The sequence below is a fragment of the Leptospira sarikeiensis genome, from assembly GCF_004769615.1.
GTDB lineage: Bacteria > Spirochaetota > Leptospiria > Leptospirales > Leptospiraceae > Leptospira_B > Leptospira_B sarikeiensis.
This window is the reverse complement of record NZ_RQGF01000028.1, coordinates 599,527-620,078: the sequence shown is the minus strand read 5'-3', so window position 1 is coordinate 620,078 and position 20,552 is coordinate 599,527. Positions and strand designations below refer to the sequence as shown.

The window sequence follows — 20,552 nt, the reverse complement described above, 5'->3', positions numbered from 1 at the left end:
ATTGATATAAGAATGACATGTCATTCAGTTTTTGTCAATAGGGGAAATCCAAAATTTAGCCTAAAATCTTAAGAAAATAAGAACCGGGCCGGTAATTAATAAAATTCCTAAATTAGATTTACTTTCCGGCAAAAATGATGAATTTGTCATTCTGATTGGGTGGGAATTCATTAAACGGGAAATATATGAAAAGAATATCAGTAACTTTAATGTTACTTCTCATCACTCTACTAGATTGTAGATTTTTAGGGATCGGCTCCGATTCTTTGGAAGAATTAAAGTCGAAGTATGCAAACTCGGAGTCCAAATTCGCTCCGATCGGAGATTTAAATATTCATTATCGGGATGAAGGCAAAGGTCCGGTGATCGTTTTATTGCATGGGGTTTGTTCTTCTTTGCATACATGGGATGCTTGGGCGGATCTATTAAAATCTCGTTATAGAGTTATCCGAATAGATCTACCAGGTCATGGATTGACCGGTCCTCCCGAAGATATAGAAAAATTGGATCTCGCGGAAGGAGTAGAAGTCCTAAATCGTTTTCTGGAATACCTTAAGATAGATTCTTTCTACCTAGTAGGAAATTCTATGGGTGGTTATATCTCTTGGAACTACGTTTTAAAATATCCGAATAAAGTCCAAAAGATGGTTTTAATAGATGCAGCAGGTTATGTACAACCTATGCCTCCTATGATCGCTCTCGGAAGCAATCCGATTGTTAGTCCGTTTGCAAGACATATGCTGCCTAGCTTTATGGTAGAAAAGAGTGTAGATGAAGTTTATGGAGACTCTTCTAAAATTACTCCTGAGATAAAAGAAAGATACGTGGATCTTTCTAGAAGAGAAGGAAACAGAAAAGCGTATAACTATTTTTTCAGGACTGCTCGTGAGAAGTTCTCTGATCCTAAAGTTTCAGAAGGAATAAAATCTGTAAGAACTCCTACATTAGTGATGTGGGGAAAAGAGGATCATTGGTTGAAGTTGGAATATGCACAAAATTGGACGAAGGACCTTCAAAACTCAAAGTTCATCGCGTATGAAGGAGCAGGGCATATCCCGATGGAAGAAATTCCTGAAGTTACCGCAAAGGATCTGGTACAGTTCTTAAGTTTATAAATTAGTGCCTTAACGTTTGCCCATTCCTTCTAACATAAGGGTGGGCATTTCTTCCAACCAACGTTTTGCAAATTTGGAATCTACTTTGGAGGAAAGGTTGATCCGAATTCCTTCGAACATCATCGCGTTCACTGCTTGAGAAGCGATCCTAGTGTCCAATTCCTTTCTTAAAAATCCTTTTTGAACTCCGTTCTTCAGATATAACTCAGTTAGTCTTGCGCTTTTATCGATCCCTAACTGCACTTTTCTTTTTACAGTTTCATCTAGGGCCATTGCTTCAAAAAAAACGATTTTAGCCTGTCTAGGATCTTTACTAAAAAGTTGGAATAACTCCAAACCGATATTCTTGATCTGGTTCCTATATTCTTCGATACTATTGGATTTTTCAGGGCTTTCTTTGCGCACAACTTCCAGAAGTCCCAAGAGGATCCGATCTACTAATGCGTGAAGAATATCTAATTTATTTTTAAAATAACGATAACAGGTCCCATGTCCGATATTGAGTTTTCCTGCGATGTCCGCGATCCCTGCCTCGTGATATCCTTTTTCGGAAAATACATCCAACGCAGCTTCCAAGATCTGTTCTCTTCTTGCTTCTGCTCGGTTTGCGATCGGACTAGGAGGCTTTGTTCTCATAGTTTTCCTTCCTCCGATTTGGAGAAGGATACGCAAGAAATTTTCCTAATCCGGAATTTCAAAACGGATCTGGAAACTCGCTCCGTCGTCTTTGGAACTAGAGAAATCCAATTTTCCTTTTAATTGTTTGGTAAGGACTTGTACAAGAGTTAATCCGAACGAAGGAGTTTCTATCGGATTTAATTCGCTAGGTAATCCGATCCCGTTATCACAAACTTCTAGAGAGACTTGGTTTCCTGCTTTTTTAAGTTTCACTTGGATTTGAGGCCGCTTTCCTTCCACCGGAATGAAATCGTTTGGGAAAGCGTATTTGAAGGAATTTGTTAATAATTCATTGAGTGCAAGTCCAAGGGGAATTGCGATACTGATCTCTAAATGGATCGGTCCTGAAACAACATCAACACGTACTTCGGAGCCGATTTTATATGCTGTCCTGATCTTATCCACAAGCCTTCTGGAATATCCCGAAAATTCTACATTTCCTAGATCATTGGATTGATAGAGTTCATCATGGATCAGAGCCATTGTTTGGATCCTGTTTTGACTTTCTCGAAACGCCTCGTGGATTTTAGGATCGTTCTCATATTCGGATTGAAGGCTGAATAGGCTGGAGATGACCTGCAGATTGTTCTTCACCCTATGGTGGATCTCTTTTAGCATGACCTCCTTTTCTTTTAAGGAAGATTTTAACTGTCTCTCCGCCTGCTTTTTATCCGTGATCTCTGAAACTGTAATAATTACTGAGGAAAATGATTCTTCGAATTCAGGAGCAAGGGACCAACGAAGTGATGCCTCGAAAGGAGTTCCATTACAAGTATATAATGTAATCTCGGTATATAGCACTCTTGCGCCTAAACGGATTCTGGACAACATTTGGCGAAAAGATCTATCATTTCCTTTTCTGAAGAAGTTTCTTGCGAGGAAGAGGACTTCTTCTTTGGATTTTGCTTTAAATAAGCGTACTGATTCTTTATTTGCATCTACGACCCTTACGGATTCGTAACATTCGGAAATAAAATTGCGGTCTTTTTTGAGGAATTTGGCGAATTCCTTTTTGGACATATTGGGCAATTCTCCCAATTTCTTTCTTACGAAACTGTAGTCGCATTCTAAGATCGCGATCGGAACATTTTCAAAAAGTCCTTTATAGATTGCTTCCGTAGTTCCTAAATAATGATAAGATCTGTCCAATTCCTGGGTTCTTTCCGCAACCAATTGTTCTAATTTTTTATGCGATTCTAAAAGTTCGTTTTGTGCCTCTGTTCTTTCTTTCACAACGGATAATGCAAACAGAGATGCAATGGATATCGCGGATAAAAAACTTTGAGTAAGTAATAAGGAAACTTCACCGGAAGCGGAATAATGTGCGTAGCCTTGTGCAGTACCGAATATTGCAAGTATGGAAACTATGATCAATATTAGGGAAGATTCTCTTCCTCCGAACCTGAGGGAAACGAGTGCGATCACTGCGATTAGTAAATAAGAAACCGGAAAATATGCGGGCAGTTGATTGATCGTGAAAAAATAAAAAATCCCTCCTCCAAGAAGGACCAGAAATGAAACTAAGCCTACACTTTCTTTCCAAGAATGGATTTGTGATCTAGCGATCCCTGGCCCTAACCATGTTAGAAAGAAAGGAAAATATACAAATACTCCTAAAGAATCTCCCATCCACCATATGATCCATGTAGGAAGAAGTATTTTTAGATCCAGGACTCCTAATAAAAAGAGTCCAGTGCACGCGATACTTCCGGAAATGATACATGTTAAGGTTTCTATCCAAAGAAATCTAAGTACGTAGGAAGGAGTTTTTGTTAGATCCAGTTGTGGGATAAATTTTTTATAAAGGTAAGCTCCTATAATCGATTGAACTGTGCTACCGAATGCGATTAAGGTCGCGGCAAGTAAATATATGAATTCTCCTTGTTCTGGAAGATCCTCATGATGGATCTGCAAGTTATATATAAAAGATCCTGTAAATATCCCGAAAAAAGAAACCTTTCCGAATAATAACGGTGTGACTAAACTCCAACCGGAAGCAGGCCAGATAGGAGAAGCATAATCCGAAAATGTACCGAATATTTCTCCGAACTTTCCCAATAAGAAATAAACTAAAGTGATGAGAGAAAACTTAGCTGCGATTTTTAGAAATTTTTTGGATTGAGACAACATTAATCTTCGAATCTTCTTCATTTCGCTTTTAGGATTCGGAAGCAGCTGAGAATAAGGTTTTAAGCCCTTTTTCGATGATTTCCGATCTTTTTCAAAACAGCGAGAAACCTTTTATATATTTAGGTAAAGGTTTCACTTCCGAGGGACTTCCTCTTTTCGCGGAGCCGAATGAGATTCTTACTACTAATCGACGAAGCGAAGTAAGAAAAATACTAGAGGAAATTCAAAACAGGGTTTCTAAAGGGGAACGTGCCGCCGGTTGGATCTCCTACGAAGCTGGCGATTTGTTCCTAAATCCGAAAACGGAAGAAGTTCACTGCCAGGATCCTTTGCTTTGGTTTGGGATCTTTCCGAAATATAAAATTTTATCCGAGAAAGAGATATTAGAATTGGAGTCTGCATATACGGACTTGGGATATTCTTCTAAAATTCATGCTGAAATAGATCCCGAAAAGTATAAGGAAACAATTCTAAAGATCCAAAATTTTCTGTATCAAGGAGATGTTTACCAAGTCAACTTCACCTTTCCCTTGGAGATCGATTTTAATGGTTCATTGGGAAAATTGTTTTTTGAACTTAGAAAAAAACAACCGGTCCCTTATGAAGCCTGGATACATACAGGAAAACAATCAGATATAATAGAAAAGGATGTTCTGTCTTTTTCTCCTGAATTGTTTTGGGAAAGAATTTCCAACGAGATACGGACAGTTCCGATGAAAGGGACTAGACCAAGAGGAAAGAACCCAGAAGAAGATCGAAAATTCAAAGTAGAACTTTCTGGGTCGGAAAAGGATCGAGCTGAAAATTTAATGATCACCGATCTTTTGCGAAACGATTTGGGAATGATCTCAGTTCCAGGTTCCGTTCATGTTTCCAAATTATTTTCCGTAGAAGAATATCCTACTCTGTTTCAAATGACTAGCGAGATCCGCTCAAAGTTAAATTCGAATATTCAATGGATGGATACACTCAGCGCCCTTTTTCCCGGAGGATCTATCACAGGTGCTCCTAAAAAAAGATCCGTTGAGATCATCAAAAGTTTAGAAAGTCCAAGAGGAATATATACAGGCGGTATTTTTTATTTAGAGCCAAACAGAGAGATTTCTTCCATCGCAATCCGTACCTTGGAATTTTCGGGATCTTCTTTTGGAAATAAAAAAGGAAGAATGGGATTAGGTTCCGGAATAACCATAGGCTCGGTTCCGGAATTAGAATGGGAAGAATGTTGGTCCAAGGCAAAATTTTTAAATGATAGTCAAAATAGTTTTTATCTTTTTACAACCATGCTTTGCAGAAGAGGAAGAGTTTACTTTCTAGAAGATCATAAGGATCGACTCAAAACTTCTGCAATCGAATTAGGGTTTGTTTGGAATAATAAAAGTTGGGAAATTTATATCCAAGAGATTATCGACAAGGTTGATGCAAAAAGTTCTTATAGAGTAAAAATTATATTATCTCAAAACGGAGAGTTTCGGGCTGAAGTTTCGGAACTTCAACTAGGTCCCAAAACTGGAAAAATACTTCTATCTAAAACAAAAATGGATCAGGATTTTTCTCTATTATATCATAAGACAAGCGTTCGAGAAGTTTATTCGGAAGGTTATAAGCAAGCTATATCCAATGGGTATTTAGACATGATCTATACGAATGGCGAATGTTATGTTACGGAAGGATCTATTCATTCTATCTTTATATTTTTAAAAGGAGAATGGATTACTCCTTCGATCGATCAGGGATTATTACCCGGAATAGCCAGAAAATATTGGATCCGAAAATTAAAGGCGAAGGAAGCTAAGATCAGTTTAGAAAATCTAAGCCAAGCTTCTAAAATAATTTTAGTGAATTCTTTGCGTGGTATCAGAAGAATAGACGGGATCAATTTCGAATGAGAAACTTTTTGGGACTTGCGCTTCCAGATTCCACAAAAACGGATCTAGAAAGGATCTGTTTTGGACTAGAAGAAATACGTTGGGTGTCTCCTGAAAATTTTCATACTACTCTTGTATTTCTCGGAGAGCTAAAGCAGGAAGAGATTGAAAGGGTTTCAGAGATCTGCTCCGAAGTTTCCGAAAAAAGTTTTTCTCTTGAGATCAATGGAGTGGGGGTATTCGGGAATAAGGCGCCGGAGATCCTATATGTCGGGGTTGCCCTTTCTGAAGGATTAAAAAAGCTCCAAAAGGTTTTGGAATCTACGCTTAGAAGGCAAGGTTTTCAGATAGATAAACGCGATTATAGACCTCATATTACGATCGGAAGATTTAAGAGAGCTCCGGAAAAGAGATTAGATCTATACTTAAAGGAATTCGAAGGCTTTAAAACCGACATAGTTCCTGTGTCGGAATTCCAACTTTTTTCTAGTCGCAGTGGAGCGAACGGCCAGATATACTCGGTCGAAGAATCATATCCTTTGCTCTCGGAATAGGGAATGGAAAACCCAAAACAAAATCCGTATTCTTCACCAACCAGGGACTTCTCTAGTTTTTTTGCAAATCCTAGGACTACGAAGGAAGAGGTTGTGGGCATAGGAGGCGACTTAAAATCGGATCGTCTGCTCTATGCATACACGAGGGGAATTTTTCCTTGGGCGGATAAACCCTTACTTTGGTTCTCATTGGACCCAAGAGCGATCTTTGATCTAAACGTTCTTCATATAAGTTCAAGAGTCCATAGAAGGATCCGGCAAAAAAAATTCACAGTTACCTTTAATAGAGCATTTGAACAAGTAATGCGATGCTGTGCGTTTAGGACAGAAGAACAAACTTGGATCACAGAGACGTTCTTGGAAGGTTTCACTAATTTCCATAAAGAGGGATATGCGCATAGTATAGAGGTCTGGGACGAAGAAGGTAGGTTAGGTGGAGGAGTATATGGAGTGGCGATCGGGAAATTTTTTGCCGGTGAGTCGATGTTCTCCTTTCTTCCAGACTTCGGTAAGATAGGACTCTATTATTTGTTTGAAGCTTTGAAGAAGGATGGGTTCCTTTTGTTCGACACTCAGCAAATGAATCCGGTGACTTTAAACCTTGGGGCCTATGAGATCCCCAAAAATAAATTTCTAGACCGTTTAGCCTTGGCTGTTTCGGTTCCGAGCAAATGGGTCCCGCCTGTGGATGAAATCTGATTTTTATGTAAAATGGATTTGATTTGCCTCGCATAATAATAAAATTACGACACAAACCAAAGTTCCTAAGGAAGATCATAATGAACCTATTCAAAAAAATTCTTGTTACCCTTCTTGTTGCTGCGATTGCAGTTTTCGGTTTTACCGGAGTAAGCGCACAAGAGGCTTCAGGAGATGCTCCTGCTAAAACTGAAGATGCAGGTGCTTCTAAGTCTGAAAAGAAAGAGAAAAAAGCTAAGAAGAAGAAAGGTAAGAAAAAACACCATAAGAAGCATAAGAAAGATTCCAAAAAAGGAAAAGAAGAAGGAACTAAATCAGATTCTACTCCTGCACCTGCTGAAGAAGGCGCTGGCGAAGAACAACAGTAATATTTTTCTACTTTCTTACTCCGTTCAAGGTATTCTTGAACGGAGTTTTCTCTCCTCACATATCTTCATTTTAATTTTGCACTGCACCTACGCTTTGAACTCTTCTAAAATTTAGTTGACGGGTGGTCTTCTTACATTAACGTAAACGCGCTTTATGCCATAAGCGTAATATATCCCTTCTTCAAAAGGAATAACTCCAATGTACAAGAATTTAGCAGACATGTACCTCAAGGCCGCAGAGTCTTTTGGGGACAGACCGGCGTTTTGGTCCAAGGATGAAAGTAAAGAATACCGAGCGACCAGCTTTAAACAATTAGTGGATCTAGGCTTAGCCTTATCCGAAGCTTTGATCGATCTCGGTGTAAAAGCTCGCGAACATATCGCGGTGTTAGCGGATAACCGCTTGGAATGGATCATCGTTGATGCGGGAGTTTTACTTTCGGGATGTGCAAACGTTCCTCGTGGAACTGACGTAACCGATTCCGAGATGGATTATATCTTAAATCACTCGGAAGCTTCTATCGTATTCTTAGAAAACGATAAGATGTATGAGAAGTTTACTAAGAACAAAGCAAAGATCAAGGGTGTTGAAACCATCATCATCATGGACAAAGATAGTAAGATCAAAACCAAAGGAGTTTTGCATCTTTACGATCTGATTGAAACTGGAAAAGAGTTAAGATCCAAAGGTGGACATAAGACTGAAAAGAGAGTCGAGGCAATTAAACCTGATGATCTATTCACATTGATCTATACTTCCGGAACGACTGGAATGCCAAAAGGTGTAATGCTAATGCATTCTAACATGGTCCATCAGATGGAACATGTGGTTCCTTTAATCCTAAAAAAATCTTTATTAAAAGACGACGATAGTATGTTGTCCATCCTTCCTGTATGGCATATTTTCGAAAGAGTTGTGGAATACTCTGCGATCTCTTTGGGAATTTCCACTTTCTATACCAAGGTTGCTGACCTCAGGAATGACTTAGCAAAAGCGAGACCTTCCTTCATGGCTTCTGCTCCAAGGGTATGGGAGAGTATCTATACCGGGATTTACAATAGGATCAATGATCCGAAACAAACTCCTGCAGTTAGAAAGTTCCTTTTCAATACTGCGTATCTATTCTCCAAAAACTTCAATGCGGGTGTTCGCGTTTTAACCGGAAAAGAAGTGGATTACGAAAATCGCAACATTTTCAAATCCCTCGGATTAGCTCTAAAAGCGATCGGCCAGATCTTACTTTTCGGACCTTTCACTGTGTCCTTGATCAGTGCTGTAGGATATTCCTATATCAAAATGTATAAGCCTGAGTTGGCGTTCTTGTCACCGGCTTTACTTACAGTTGCGATCCTTGGACTTATCTTTAACTTTAAGACCTTGGATACGATCGTTCTTTCTAAGATCCGCCAAGCAACCGGTGGTCGTTTGAGAGGAACTCTTTCCGGTGGTGGTGCGTTACAACGCCATGTGGATAATTTCTTCAACGATATCGGGCTTCTCGTATTGGAAGGTTATGGTATGACTGAAACAGGACCTGTGATCTCTGTTCGTCATTATGATCACCCGATCATTGGTTCCGTAGGTTATATCGTGCCAAAAACAGAAGTTCAGTTGAGAGACGAGCACGGAAATGTTTTGGCTCATATCATCAATGAAAAACAACTCGTTGCCGGTAAATTAGGTGTGAAAGGGATCGTTCATATCAAAGGACCTCAAGTGATGAAAGGATATTATAAGAATCCGGAAGTTACTAAGAAGACACTTGTGGACGGATGGATGAATACCGGAGATATCGGGTTCTTCAACTTTAAACACACTCTTACTTTAACAGGAAGAGCGAAAGAAACTGTGGTTCTATTAGGTGGAGAAAACGTAGAGCCGGTCCCAATAGAAAACCGCATGGACGAATCTCCTTATATCAAACAATCAATGGTGTTTGGTCAGGATCAAAAAGTTCTAGGTGCGATTATTGTTCCGGATATCGAAGTTCTCAAACCTTGGTTAGATCAAAACGGTATCGCTGCTGCGGATATCAAAGAGTTGATCGATAATCAAAAAGTAATCGATTTCTATAAGAAAGAGATCAGAGAATACAATAGTACTAAACACGGATTCAAATCTTTCGAGTTGGTTCAGCATGTTGTATTGGCTCAAAAACCATTCGAAGTGGGTGACGAGTTAACAAACCTACTGAAAATGAAAAGACACGTGATTACTGAAAAATACCAAAAGAAGATCGATAAGGTTTATAAATAAAAACTTAGATCTCAAACGGTGCTATAGAAAATCCCTCGGTGAATACCGGGGGATTTTTTTAGTCCAGCTTATAAATCCTAGGAAAGACTTCTTCTTTGGATGAGAATATCGATGGATCGTGCATTGTGAACACTTTCGTTCCAGAACTAGATACGATTGATACATAATCTAGAAACTGCTGATTATTCAAAATGGAATAGGCGACTTCACTCGGAAGTCCAATTCCATTCTTACAAAATTCTATCCAATAACATTCGTCCCCGGTAATCAAAAATTTTTGATTGGAGTTCTTCAACCATTCAATTGCGATAGAACCTTTCGTATTTCCTCCAGTAATTAAAATCCTGAAATTCGGAAATACTTCCAGGCTGGATTGAATAAATTGTATTCTTTTAGATCTTTCTATAGATAAAAGTTTTGAGAGAAACGGTTTAGAACGATTTATTTCTTTCAAAGTAGCCCAATCATTAGGTGTTATATAAATTTTTGCATTCGGGAATAGACCGATCCCGTTCGAATGATCCGGGTGAAAATTTGTAAGAATGATCTCCTGGATCATAGAAGGTTTTATTCCTGCGGTCCCTAGGATTTTATCAGGAGAGATCCAATTATGAATGACGCGGTCTGCGGAGACCACATTGGAAGAAGTTCCAGAATCGATCAAAATATAATGTTTTTCTAATTTTATCAGAAAGGATATATGGGCGATCTCAGAATCGCCTTCCCGGGTTTCGGAATTCGTAAGACGATTTGGGTAAAAGGATTTTCCGACTAAGATCGCATAAAATCCGTTCTCTAAACTTGTTCGAGGAAGATTAGAACCGGGGATTGGCGGATTTTCTTTTTGGGACTTGGAAGAAGAAGTTCCGCATTTTAAAACGGAAATGCAAATGAGGAGCGAGAAAATTTTTGCAAAGGTTCTCAATGAAAAAATCGAATCTTTCATTTTGTTGCTCAGGCCCATCTTGCATAGGATTGGAAATTCCAAAAGAGAGTAAATCCAATTCGTAATTCTAAATTTCCTGACCTTTCCTTTCTATTTTTCCTTGATTTAGAAACCGCAAATACCGATTTTTAGTCTAATCATCAAATTAACGGGGACGAATTAGGTTTCGACTGTTGTAGTTAAGATGTGGTGGCATGTAGGGGTGAGGGACCTCTTAAAAACCTTCAAAACAACAAACGCTAACAACGAATTAGCACTAGCAGCTTAATAGCTACTACGGAAGAAAGGCTTACTCTCCCGGTGGTTTTTCTTCTGCCTTAAGCGGGAGACTTTTTAGATCGGTTGTCGGTTCACGATTTAGAGAGTATTTGGACTGAATAGGAAGGACACGCCTGCTTGTGGGCTAAGGCCTTTCGAGATTTAAAACATAAGACAAACATGTAGAGGCTCCATTAAGGCGCAATAGGACCCGGGTTCGAACCCCGGCGTCTCCAATGCAATTTTTCTAATACTAAAAAATCTGAGGGGTTCGAAGCGAGATCGTGAAAGCGGTAGCAGCGACCCTTAGGGAGCGTCGCGGACGCGCCCGAGCCACAGGAAGTGGCGAGGCACGATCGAGACGGCGTGGAGCCAAGTCGAACAGGAAGTGAGACTGCGTAACGCCGAACCACTTTGCTTCGATTATAGTCTTATGGCATCGCCGCTTCGCTTTGATGTCACCCTTCGATTGCGTCGCGGCGAACCCCGGTCCTCTGCGTAACGCCGAACGCTTTCCTATTCTACTTCACAGAATTCAAGAAGCTCGTAAGCCTTCGTTCATATTCCGCCGGATCAATATCTCTCGCAGAACCATGTTCTCCTTTTTCTAAAAACCAAATTGTCTTAGGCCCTTGATACAGATCCGCTAAATCTTTTGTTTGAGTATACGAAACAACTTGATCTTCTTTGCTATGAATGAAGAAGATCGGGATCGAGTTTATAAGCGGTAAAGAAGAAGCAGGACTGAGAGAACCATCAAATTTGCCTCTATAGTAAGCGATATGGATCATTAGATGAGAAAGCCAAGCGGGAACCTTATCCGCAGTTCCCGGAAATTCCAAGATCAATCTCTCGAAATTATACATAGGATTTTCGGCGATCACCGCGGAGAGTTTTTGCATTTGAGGAAGAGAGATTATAATAGAAGAAGCTCCTACAGAACTTCCTAACGCGAAAACTTTGTCATAGCGTTCAGAAAGATATTTATAAACGGAAAGTACATCTTTAGATTCTCGATAACCATAAGTCAAACCTGGTATAGAACATGCCGATTCTCCATGGCATCCGTAATCAAAACTAAACACGTCGATTTTTCTTTTCAGAAAAAACCGAATATGTTTAGTCATTTCTCTTCGGTCGCTTCCTCCTCCATGCACAAGAAAGATTGCAGACTTTGTTGGACCATATCCGTTTTCAGTAGAGCTGATTTTCCAAGTGGGCAGTTCGAAGCCGTTGGAAGAAGAAATTTTTATCTCTTCGAATTTGAATTCTTTAGAGAGTCTTAAGTTGCCACATCCATTTCCCCAATGTTTACTTGTTTCAGGGCTGCATGCGGAGAAATCTTCATTATCTCTCCAAACAGGAAAGAGTAGCTGGTCTGTAGAAGACCAGATCATAAAGGAAAAAGATCCAAGTATAATTAATAGAATTCCAGTCAAAGACCAGAGTAAAATACGTTTCATAAAACCTCTCTTAATATACTTTTATCAATCGAGGTTTTAGAAATTGGACAGGCTTTCGGTAAAAATAGGAGGTTTTTACTTCTTAGACAATGGGCGATAGTTCAGCCAAATTACTACGACTAAACTGATTAGAGCGCCGATACATTCTCTTCCTAATTCTATATATGGCTTTTCCTCGGTCATTTTAGCCGTAATTAAATTTTCATTTCCGAATCTGAACCAATTGATGAATCCGTCTCCGGTAATTGCGATCTCTATAATCGCCATCCCCATGATAATGTAGAGTAAGGGAGTGTTCTTTTTTCCCATAGCGGAGAATGCACAGGCTACGGCGGAACTTAAATATAATAAGGACCAGTGGATCGGGTCCGGATCATTGTATTGTACTGCCGCAGCAAAAATAAAATAAGCTGCAAGAAGAACGGATATAACAAGATTCATATTCTCTCTCGTTTGTATGATTTCGGAATATCCTGATCGAAAGATACTTCTTGGAAAGTCGTTTTTATAAGAAATAAAACAAAATACATTACATTCTTATAATTCAGAAGAATGCTTTTCCGATATCGGACTTTGTTCCTTCTCTAGACCTTTAAAAGCAAGTTTATAAGCGACGGTCTCTTCGTTGATCCAACTCTGTAGGAACTTCACACGTTTCACTTTCCAACCTTTTTCGGTCATAAGTTGGCGGATCTGTTTATCTCTAAAGGTTGTTTCGGAGAATACGATCTCTCCTCCGTCTGCGATCGCCTGCAGTTTTGCCGCAAAATTTACGGTGTTTCCAAAGTAGTCGATATTGCTGTTTAGATTCACTGCCAAACAAGGTCCGGAGTGGAGACTGATCCTAATTCGGATCGGCGTCTCAGTATTTTCATCTGAAAAAAATTCCTGCAGTTTTACGGAAGCTTCTACAGCGGCAGTGGGGGAAGGAAATGCAGCCATCACTGCGTCACCGATTGTTTTTACAACTGCACCTTGGAATTCCCGAACTACTTTATATACTTCTACGAAATGATATCGTACTTCGGAGAAAGCACCGGAGTCCCCCTTATTATAATAAAATTTTGTAGAACCTACAATATCCGTGAACAGGATCGTTTGGATCCCAATATCCAATTGTAAGTCCGTAGACAAAGCTTCTTCGGAAAATAGATCTCTAAAGTCCTGGAAATTGAATAGGTCGGAAGGTCTGAGACTGTCTTGATCTTCTCTTCTTTCCTCGATCACAAAACCTTTTGGAGAAGTGGAATCGTTTTCTAAAACGACTTTTGGTTTTGCCGAAGTTTCGATTTGTTCTGGGATTTCATTCGTGTTCCATACGAGAGTTTCTGTAGGAACATCATCTTTGATCTCTAAAAGAGAGTAGTTCTTCTCTCCGTTTACCCTTAGGCGATACACACCCGGAGATAATAATAATTTGGAACTGTAAGTTTCTCCCGGGGCCAAATACTTTTGGAATCGTATATGACTTTTAGTAGCGGGTTCCGCAGCACAAAACATTCTTTTTTGCACTTCTCTAATAGAAGGATGCACATGGAATGTGATCTCGATTGAGTTTAATTGGTTCGCTTCGAATTGGATCTCGCAAACTTCACAATTATCTCTTGTAGGAAGATCTCCTAAATGTTGCGCTTCCGTTCTGACTCCTCTACAATGAGGGCATACTACGTCCCAACTGATCGTAAATAATCCGAGTCTGCATCCGTGTAAAAAGATAAGTAACAGATCTTTTTCGGGAATTTTCCAGGCCCTAGACAATGACTTGATTCGGATCCTATATAGATCCGATTCGTCCGCATCCAGTACATAATTTAAGACCTTGTCTACTAATTCTCTTGGCTGTCCTTCTCTAATATAACCAACTCTGATCTGTTGCATTCTTGCGGGGAAGATCGGATTTCGAACTTCTTTCGGTTCCTTGATCACGCTTAATGCACTTGGTCCAAGCCAACTGTAGTTTTTTGTTTTTGCGATATCTGCTAATAGTCCCTTCAATCCTTTTTGATAGGATTTTTCGAGTTGAACCATTCCGATTTTCAGAAGATTTTTTCCGATCCAACCTTTGGGGATCCATCCGAAATAAACATACAATCTGGTTCGATCTTCCCCCAAGGGATATACTAGATATCGAGTTCTTACATAGTATGCGAATCCTTTAGAGAAGATCCTTGCGTTATTCAATTGTTTGCAGTATTCCCATTCCCAGGGAACTTCTTCCCATTCCATTGGGAATCCTGCATTTTTAGACTTACCGAAAAGTCGTCCATTGATCTCCTGAAATTTCATTTCAGGTATATCTATTCTTTTATTAAAAGAAGAAGTGTCTATGAGCCAAGGCCAGATCTCTTGCGGGGAAATATCTAGGTCGAATTTCCAAAGTCGATCGATCGGTTCCCCTAAGGAGGACCATTTTTCTTCCCAAGGAAACGCTCTTAAGTAAGTTTCCAGGTCCAAGTTATTCGGATCCAATTGATCCGTTTCATCAATCGACTCGATTGTTTGCATTGGTATCTCCGGAAAGGAACGGATAGGAAGAATAAAAAAATTCCTACCTCTCTTAGATTATCTTTTCGGCAGTTTCGCCAAAAGAAAAGTGGAATAACCTTATGGGAGAAAATTTCCTTTTTTCTGAATTCGGCCAAAAATTCCGTAACCAAACAGGAATTGGCCAATTGATGGAAGACTTGGGCAATCTAAAGCCCGGGACATCTATGTTGGGAGGCGGAAGCCCAGCCTTGATCCCCGAAGTGGAAGAAGTTTGGAGAATGATCTTATCCAAGTTTGCCGAGTCCGGATCCTGGGACTCTATCCTTGGAAAGTATGAAACTCCCACCGGTAAAGAAGAAACCTTAGAGATCTTGGCTTCTTTACTCAGCTCGGAAACCGGCACTGCAATTTCTAAAAATCAGATCGCGATCACAAACGGTTCCCAAAACGCGTTTTATCTTTTGCTCAATTTTTATAGCGGAAATTTCCTGGATGGAAGTTTTAGAAAAATATTTCTACCTGTTCTGCCCGAGTATATAGGATATTTGGACCAACCCATCCATCCTGATTCCTTTCATGGCATTTTGGGAAAAGTAAATGTAACGGGGGAAGATACATTTCGATATGAGATGGATACTTCTTCTTGGAAAGATCTAAACGAAAATATAGGTTGTGTAGTTTTATCTCGCCCTACAAATCCCACCGGAAGAGTTGCCAGAAAAGAAGAACTGGAACAAATCCTTAGTTTTGCAAAAGAGAGGAAAATACCATTCTTATTAGATAACGCATACGGATTTCCTTTTCCAGGAATCATTTATTCGGACGAAAAACTTTTTCATTCGGAAGGGATGATCCAAGGATTCAGTTTTTCTAAAATAGGTTTGCCAGGTGTTCGAACTGGATTTGTTTTAGCGGATCCCAAAATTATAGAAACATTAAATAAAGCGAATGCAGTTCTGAATTTGGCCGGAGGAAACCTCGGTCAGTATATCGCTTTAGAATTTGTAAGATCGGGAGAATGGCTCAGGCTCTCCAGAGACATAGTTAAACCCTTCTACTCTAAAAAAAGGGAACTCGCAATTTCTTTGATCAGAAGTGAATGGAAAGGTAAGCTCAAATATTCCATCCACGAAAGTGAGGGGGCCTTTTTTCTTTGGGTGAAGTTTTCCGGGCTTAGTAAAAAAATTTCCGAAATCTATCCACTTTTAAAGGAAAACGGGGTCATTATTGTACCGGGCAATTATTTTTATCCAGGTTCGACCGAAGATAAAGATCCTGGAGAAGATTCCGTAAGGATCAGCTTTGCGAGAGAAGATCAGGAAATCCAAGAGGGGATCCGAAAAATCGGTAAAATTCTAAGTAATTATACTGAGTAAAATTGGCGGTTTTATCGGATTTTTTGTCCGGAATAAAATTGTTTCATTCTCTCTTTCCGTTGTAGATCCTGGTCGGAAGGAAACGATCGAAATTTTCTTAACTTGGATTGTTGTCCAAGCATGGTGCAGATATAGAAATGGAAACCTTGGAGCAGGAAATATCCTTCGAGGAGCTAGCTTCCAGTCAAAACAAAGCTCCTGATCTGGAAGCTTTGGCGCCCGACTATATCTTCTTAAACGACGGTGCTGTAGGTCTTTCTGCTACAGCTCGCTGTATCTTAGATGAACTCAGAGACTGGCATAAAAAAACAGAAAAGCACGGTTCTAAAAGTGTCCATCCTTCTTATCTTCTTACTCTAGATAAGTTAGGAGAACTTCTTAACAAATACAGAAACTTAAGCGAGCAGGCTAAGTCCCCTCAATCTGTAGACATGGCTCTTCGACAACTTATCGATTTGGAGAAGAAGGGAAGAAATAAATCAGCACTCATCTATCCGTTTTTGGTCCGTAATGGAAATAAGGTCCTAGCAAGGATCGCTCTTGCTTCTCCTCAAAAAGAAGCAAAGACAGATGTAACTCCTTACAGAAAAGCTTGTTTCAATTTTTCAGAAGAGACCATTGATCTCATCTTAAACAATCGTGCTAAAAAGCCTCGAGCTTTGGAGGAAGATCGCCCTGGAGCAATGCTTCTTCATAAAAACAAAAGTGGTCAGATTTGGTTGTATCCGAAACTCGCATCTTTACAATCCGAGATGGCCAGCCTAATTAAAAGAAGTTTTCAACCTTTCAGTTATATTCCGATGAACGATTTTCTCTCCGACTTTGCAAACTATGCAAAGAATAAAGGAGAGGTTGTCGAAATCCTTCCGGACTATCATTTAATCTTGGATGATTTGCAGTTAAATCCGGATGGAACTTATGTAAATCAACCGGAAGTAATCGCGCATTATAGGGCGCAAAGTGACGCGTTGGAAACTTTTGCACTTACATATTTGAAACAACTCTCCGAACGTGCGGGCTATACTTTATTCAGAGCTCGTATTCATGATTTTGAAGCTCAACATGGAAATGCAGAGCCGGGCAAAAAACAAAACAGCGAGAAAGTAGAAGCACTCATTCAGCTAGTGGAAGATTTTCCTTTCGATAAGGAAAAAGACGATTTAGGAAAAAGAGTGGGAGAAACTTGCCAACAATCCACTCGTATCATTCGAAAACTCATCCAAGAAAAATCCTTATTGAGCGAAAGAAAAGTAGAAGGTGCCTACAAAAGTTTAAAGAACCGTATTCAAATCCAAGTAAAAGATAATTCTCAAAATAATCATACGCTCTATAGATTCGTTCCGGAAAAAAGATTGGATGCAGTCGGAATTTCGGATGTAGATTCCGTTTCCAAATATTCTGCCGAGATCATTTCAGATCTAAAAACTAAATTCGGCGTAAAAGAGATCAAAAAAGAAGACGGTAATACGGAGGTGTATGCTGTCGATCCTGGTTATATGGCCGCGGTTTTACATAAACTGACTGCGGATGCAAAAATAAATCCTGCTGCGGAAAAAGATCTTGCGATCGCAAAAGAGATCAATGCTTCTCTAGTCTCTTCTAAAAATCCTGCCTTGAATTCTATGTTAAAAGCGGACTTTGTTGTGAAGCTTCAACAAGACGCTGCTCTTATGGAGAGAGAAGTGGAGGATCGCCAGAAAAGCGAAGCTCTTGCTAAAAAATTCAATCTTTCAATGGGGCTGCTTGGATTCGTCGGAACTATGTTGTTCTTCCTGATTGCGAGTGTTCATTTTAATGCTGCAGGAGTGATCCTTGTAGGACTTCCGGTTGCATTAGTGATCGGTGGACTTCTTGCAGTATTCTTTAGAGACCGGGACAAATCTGATATAGGTCCTGGCGGAGTGCCTAAGTCTTCCGGAGGTGGAGGATTTAATGCAAGTTATGCAGGAATTTCCACAGTAAACGATTATTATTCTAGCGGCGATGATGATGACGCCGACGAACATTTTGGAAAATCGGAAAGCCCGAAAGAGAAAAAGGTAAGCCTTATTGCAAAAGGTGCAGAACGTTTTGTATTCCCGAATCGATTTACTAAGATCCAGGACAAGATTCACGATTCAAAATCTCTTCGTAAAAAGATCTGGGATAATATAGATAATATTCGCCAATCCGTTTCTCATCTTAGGACAGAATCTGACGACGATAAGGTCGCTTCTACTGTCGAATACGCTCTTCTACAAAACTCTGCGACGATCGCAATCCCTGACGAGATCGTTCCGGTAGGAATGCCTAGTACGATTATTTTAAGTCATACGGATCTAAAAGCTCCTTTAACTCGGGATCAGATCTCCGAGTTTTTGAGAAACGAAGCTCAGAAGAAGAAGTATGACAAAAAACTTCTGAAGTATTATACTTTCTTAATAAATACGATCGAAGTGGAATATTATAAATATCTTCCTAGTCGTAAAAAGAAATAGGGAAATTCCATGCCCGAACTTCCGGACCTTGTTATCATTCGAGAGCGTCTATTAAACGAGTTACCGGGAGAAACGATCCAAGAAATCGAAATATTGGACCCATTAGTGGTTCGCAATCTTGCAGGTGGGAAAACCGAAGGAACTTTTATAGGTTCCACCTTTGAAAGTTTGGAGAGAACCGGACCTTTTCTAAATTTCAAATTCGGTCCTAAAAATATAATCATTCATCCTATGCTTGCCGGTAGATTTTCTCTAGATCCCAAATATAAAAAGAAGGATCTTGCGGTTCGGATTAAATTTCAAAATAAGATCTTAAATTATGCGGATGATGTTCATATGGGGAAGGTGTATTTTACAGAACCTGAATACTTCTCCCAGATCCCTAAGTTTTCCGACCAAGGAGTGGACCTTCTTTCCGAAAATTTCACCCAGGAAGAATTCCTGAAAAGGATCGATAAGAATCGGCAGCAAACCCGGGTTTTTCTTATGGACCAAACCAAACTCAGTGCGCTTGGAAACGCGTATGCTGACGAAGTTTTATTCGATTCTAAGATCCATCCCAAAACTCCGTGCAATAAACTTAATAATGAAGAGAAGATCCAGCTCTATCATAGTATCAAAACCATTCTGAACGATTCGATAGACTATATTCGAAAAAAGCAGGCTCCTCTGGATTTTAAGGTCCGGGATCATGTGAAGGTCAGAAATCGAAAGAATGAACCCTGTCCTCGTTGTGGAACTACGATCCGGCGGGCGAATGTTTTGGGTCATGATTCCTTCTTCTGTCCCAATTGCCAGAGAATGGCAGGAGAACAGTTCATAGATTGGAACAAAACTCTTTGACCCTGAATAAATTTACGTTTGACAGTACAAGTCAAATTTTCAAACTGTCCATAGATTCTCGGTGATTATAGAGAGAGGGTCACACCCGTTCCCATCCCGAACACGGAAGTTAAGCCTCTCATCGCTGATGGTACTGCATGGTTCGCTGTGTGGGAGAGTAGGACGTTGCCGGGTTGCCATTATTTATTCCATTATACATATTAGTAAAAATCCGTTCAAAGAAACGGATTGACCCTTGGTTCTCCGGCAAAAATGGTAACCGGTAAGACTTACCCAGGGTCTTATAAAACGCAATCTTAGAGATACAGGGAACCTTATGAGAAGAACATACCAACCCAGCCGGATTAAACGTGCCCGTACACACGGATTCCGCGCCAGAATGGCGACCGCCGGTGGAAGAAAAGTCCTTTCCCGCAGAAGAGCTAAAGGCCGTTACAAGTTAACCGTTTCTGACGAGAGAACTGGTAAAAAATTCTAACGAACCCATATAGAAGAGACACTTACATCTAAGAAGGATATCCGGGAACTTTTTGCTTCCGGAAAACGGGTAACCAATCCTCCTCTCACGGTGATTTACAGGGGCAATGGCCTGGATAGAAACAGGTTCCTTTACTGCCCTGAACGTTCGGTCGGAAAGGCCGTTCGTAGAAACCGGATACGGAGAAGATTAAGAGCAGCCGTAACTGAAACGGCGGGCTTTTTTCCTAAGGGTTTCGATATCGCGATACTTGCGAAACCGGGACTATTCGAAAAAGATCATACCGAACTTCTGGCTTGTTTGGGTCTATTGGCTCGAAAATTAAAATGAACCAGCTGGCCGTATTTCTGATCCAATTGTACAAACGATGGATCTCACCTATTCTTCCACCCTCTTGCAGATTTCATCCAAGTTGTTCAGAATATGCAATTCAGGCGTTCCAAGAATATGATTTCGTATCAGCTACTTACCTCAGCACCAAACGCATTTTAAAATGTAATCCTTTATTCGCCGCTGGCGATGACCCTTTACCACCCAACCCTAGAAGGAAATAGG

General features: G+C 40.0%; 18 protein-coding genes, 1 rRNA gene and 1 other RNA gene. 14 read left to right on the top strand and 6 right to left on the bottom strand.

Annotated features, from left to right (window positions below; translation table 11 throughout):
- Window positions 1–185 precede the first annotated feature (185 nt).
- A complete protein-coding gene (locus tag EHQ64_RS14140) occupies window positions 186–1,115 on the top strand; it encodes an alpha/beta fold hydrolase (RefSeq protein ID WP_246048771.1) in 930 nt (309 codons plus the stop codon).
- 9 nt (window positions 1,116–1,124) lie between these two features.
- Here the strand turns inward: EHQ64_RS14140 and EHQ64_RS14135 are convergent, their stop codons facing one another.
- A complete protein-coding gene (locus EHQ64_RS14135) occupies window positions 1,125–1,751 on the bottom strand; it encodes a TetR/AcrR family transcriptional regulator (protein WP_135650256.1) in 627 nt (208 codons plus the stop codon).
- 45 nt (window positions 1,752–1,796) lie between these two features.
- Window positions 1,797–3,944 carry a histidine kinase dimerization/phosphoacceptor domain -containing protein gene (locus EHQ64_RS14130; RefSeq protein WP_135650255.1) on the bottom strand — a complete coding sequence of 716 codons (2,148 nt, stop codon included), beginning with the start codon at window positions 3,942–3,944 and terminating at the stop codon, window positions 1,797–1,799.
- A 53-nt stretch (window positions 3,945–3,997) separates the two neighbouring features.
- On the opposite strand from EHQ64_RS14130, the gene EHQ64_RS14125 reads away from it, so the two are divergent.
- The 5 genes from EHQ64_RS14125 (at window position 3,998) to EHQ64_RS14105 (ending at window position 9,669) form a co-directional block, all read left to right on the top strand.
- Window positions 3,998–5,812, top strand: coding sequence for a bifunctional chorismate-binding protein/class IV aminotransferase (locus EHQ64_RS14125; RefSeq protein ID WP_135650254.1), 1,815 nt, complete (start codon window positions 3,998–4,000; stop codon window positions 5,810–5,812).
- A complete protein-coding gene (gene thpR, locus EHQ64_RS14120; protein ID WP_135650252.1) occupies window positions 5,809–6,345 on the top strand; it encodes an RNA 2',3'-cyclic phosphodiesterase in 537 nt (178 codons plus the stop codon). Before EHQ64_RS14125 ends, thpR begins: the two co-directional genes overlap by 4 nt.
- A 3-nt stretch (window positions 6,346–6,348) precedes the next feature.
- The gene (gene aat, locus EHQ64_RS14115; protein WP_135650250.1) at window positions 6,349–7,044 is read left to right on the top strand and encodes a leucyl/phenylalanyl-tRNA--protein transferase; all 696 of its coding nucleotides are present in this window, start codon (window positions 6,349–6,351) and stop codon (window positions 7,042–7,044) included.
- Window positions 7,045–7,124: 80 nt separating this feature from the next.
- Window positions 7,125–7,412 (top strand): hypothetical protein, encoded by a 288-nt coding sequence (locus tag EHQ64_RS14110; RefSeq protein ID WP_135650248.1) that lies wholly within the window; start codon window positions 7,125–7,127, stop codon window positions 7,410–7,412.
- Window positions 7,413–7,611: 199 nt separating this feature from the next.
- Window positions 7,612–9,669, top strand: coding sequence for an AMP-dependent synthetase/ligase (locus tag EHQ64_RS14105; RefSeq protein WP_135650246.1), 2,058 nt, complete (start codon window positions 7,612–7,614; stop codon window positions 9,667–9,669).
- A 58-nt stretch (window positions 9,670–9,727) separates the two neighbouring features.
- Here EHQ64_RS14105 and EHQ64_RS14100 read toward each other — a convergent pair whose 3' ends face one another.
- Window positions 9,728–10,615, bottom strand: coding sequence for an MBL fold metallo-hydrolase (locus EHQ64_RS14100; protein ID WP_135650244.1), 888 nt, complete (start codon window positions 10,613–10,615; stop codon window positions 9,728–9,730).
- Window positions 10,616–10,765: 150 nt separating this feature from the next.
- Here EHQ64_RS14100 and ssrA point away from each other — a divergent pair.
- Window positions 10,766–11,112: a transfer-messenger RNA gene (ssrA, locus tag EHQ64_RS14095) on the top strand.
- Between the two features lie 282 nt (window positions 11,113–11,394).
- Here the strand turns inward: ssrA and EHQ64_RS14090 are convergent.
- The 3 genes from EHQ64_RS14090 to EHQ64_RS14080 all read right to left on the bottom strand — a co-directional run bounded on the left by EHQ64_RS14090 (window position 11,395) and on the right by EHQ64_RS14080 (window position 14,841).
- Window positions 11,395–12,336: an alpha/beta hydrolase gene (locus tag EHQ64_RS14090; protein WP_135650242.1), complete on the bottom strand. Its 942-nt coding sequence runs from the start codon at window positions 12,334–12,336 to the stop codon at window positions 11,395–11,397.
- A 75-nt stretch (window positions 12,337–12,411) separates the two neighbouring features.
- On the bottom strand, window positions 12,412–12,777 hold the full coding sequence (locus tag EHQ64_RS14085) for a transmembrane 220 family protein (protein WP_135650240.1): 366 nt from the start codon (window positions 12,775–12,777) through the stop codon (window positions 12,412–12,414).
- A 96-nt stretch (window positions 12,778–12,873) separates the two neighbouring features.
- On the bottom strand, window positions 12,874–14,841 hold the full coding sequence (locus EHQ64_RS14080; protein ID WP_135650238.1) for an adenylate/guanylate cyclase domain-containing protein: 1,968 nt from the start codon (window positions 14,839–14,841) through the stop codon (window positions 12,874–12,876).
- Window positions 14,842–14,942: 101 nt separating this feature from the next.
- Here EHQ64_RS14080 and EHQ64_RS14075 point away from each other — a divergent pair, with 101 nt between their 5' ends.
- From EHQ64_RS14075 to yidD, 7 genes are all read left to right on the top strand, one after another.
- The gene (locus EHQ64_RS14075) at window positions 14,943–16,199 is read left to right on the top strand and encodes a valine--pyruvate transaminase (RefSeq protein WP_135650236.1); all 1,257 of its coding nucleotides are present in this window, start codon (window positions 14,943–14,945) and stop codon (window positions 16,197–16,199) included.
- Window positions 16,200–16,336: 137 nt separating this feature from the next.
- A complete protein-coding gene (locus EHQ64_RS14070) occupies window positions 16,337–18,676 on the top strand; it encodes a hypothetical protein (protein ID WP_135650601.1) in 2,340 nt (779 codons plus the stop codon).
- 9 nt (window positions 18,677–18,685) lie between these two features.
- The gene (locus tag EHQ64_RS14065; protein ID WP_135650235.1) at window positions 18,686–19,519 is read left to right on the top strand and encodes a DNA-formamidopyrimidine glycosylase family protein; all 834 of its coding nucleotides are present in this window, start codon (window positions 18,686–18,688) and stop codon (window positions 19,517–19,519) included.
- A 57-nt stretch (window positions 19,520–19,576) separates the two neighbouring features.
- A 5S ribosomal RNA gene (gene rrf, locus EHQ64_RS14060) occupies window positions 19,577–19,693 on the top strand.
- Window positions 19,694–19,835: 142 nt separating this feature from the next.
- The gene (gene rpmH / locus EHQ64_RS14055; protein WP_020769764.1) at window positions 19,836–19,997 is read left to right on the top strand and encodes a 50S ribosomal protein L34; all 162 of its coding nucleotides are present in this window, start codon (window positions 19,836–19,838) and stop codon (window positions 19,995–19,997) included.
- Between the two features lie 9 nt (window positions 19,998–20,006).
- Window positions 20,007–20,327 (top strand): ribonuclease P protein component, encoded by a 321-nt coding sequence (gene rnpA / locus EHQ64_RS14050; protein ID WP_135650599.1) that lies wholly within the window; start codon window positions 20,007–20,009, stop codon window positions 20,325–20,327.
- Window positions 20,324–20,551 (top strand): membrane protein insertion efficiency factor YidD, encoded by a 228-nt coding sequence (gene yidD / locus EHQ64_RS14045; RefSeq protein WP_135650233.1) that lies wholly within the window; start codon window positions 20,324–20,326, stop codon window positions 20,549–20,551. Before rnpA ends, yidD begins: the two co-directional genes overlap by 4 nt.
- Window position 20,552 lies beyond the last annotated feature (1 nt).

Coding starts and splice junctions, on each gene's coding strand:
- EHQ64_RS14140 (WP_246048771.1), top strand. CDS start 186: ATGAAAAGAATATCAGTAACTTTAATGTTACTTCTCATCACTCTACTA.
- EHQ64_RS14135 (WP_135650256.1), bottom strand. CDS start 1,751: ATGAGAACAAAGCCTCCTAGTCCGATCGCAAACCGAGCAGAAGCAAGA.
- EHQ64_RS14130 (WP_135650255.1), bottom strand. CDS start 3,944: ATGAAGAAGATTCGAAGATTAATGTTGTCTCAATCCAAAAAATTTCTA.
- EHQ64_RS14125 (WP_135650254.1), top strand. CDS start 3,998: ATGATTTCCGATCTTTTTCAAAACAGCGAGAAACCTTTTATATATTTA.
- thpR (WP_135650252.1), top strand. CDS start 5,809: ATGAGAAACTTTTTGGGACTTGCGCTTCCAGATTCCACAAAAACGGAT.
- aat (WP_135650250.1), top strand. CDS start 6,349: ATGGAAAACCCAAAACAAAATCCGTATTCTTCACCAACCAGGGACTTC.
- EHQ64_RS14110 (WP_135650248.1), top strand. CDS start 7,125: ATGAACCTATTCAAAAAAATTCTTGTTACCCTTCTTGTTGCTGCGATT.
- EHQ64_RS14105 (WP_135650246.1), top strand. CDS start 7,612: ATGTACAAGAATTTAGCAGACATGTACCTCAAGGCCGCAGAGTCTTTT.
- EHQ64_RS14100 (WP_135650244.1), bottom strand. CDS start 10,615: ATGAAAGATTCGATTTTTTCATTGAGAACCTTTGCAAAAATTTTCTCG.
- EHQ64_RS14090 (WP_135650242.1), bottom strand. CDS start 12,336: ATGAAACGTATTTTACTCTGGTCTTTGACTGGAATTCTATTAATTATA.
- EHQ64_RS14085 (WP_135650240.1), bottom strand. CDS start 12,777: ATGAATCTTGTTATATCCGTTCTTCTTGCAGCTTATTTTATTTTTGCT.
- EHQ64_RS14080 (WP_135650238.1), bottom strand. CDS start 14,841: ATGCAAACAATCGAGTCGATTGATGAAACGGATCAATTGGATCCGAAT.
- EHQ64_RS14075 (WP_135650236.1), top strand. CDS start 14,943: ATGGGAGAAAATTTCCTTTTTTCTGAATTCGGCCAAAAATTCCGTAAC.
- EHQ64_RS14070 (WP_135650601.1), top strand. CDS start 16,337: ATGGAAACCTTGGAGCAGGAAATATCCTTCGAGGAGCTAGCTTCCAGT.
- EHQ64_RS14065 (WP_135650235.1), top strand. CDS start 18,686: ATGCCCGAACTTCCGGACCTTGTTATCATTCGAGAGCGTCTATTAAAC.
- rpmH (WP_020769764.1), top strand. CDS start 19,836: ATGAGAAGAACATACCAACCCAGCCGGATTAAACGTGCCCGTACACAC.
- yidD (WP_135650233.1), top strand. CDS start 20,324: ATGAACCAGCTGGCCGTATTTCTGATCCAATTGTACAAACGATGGATC.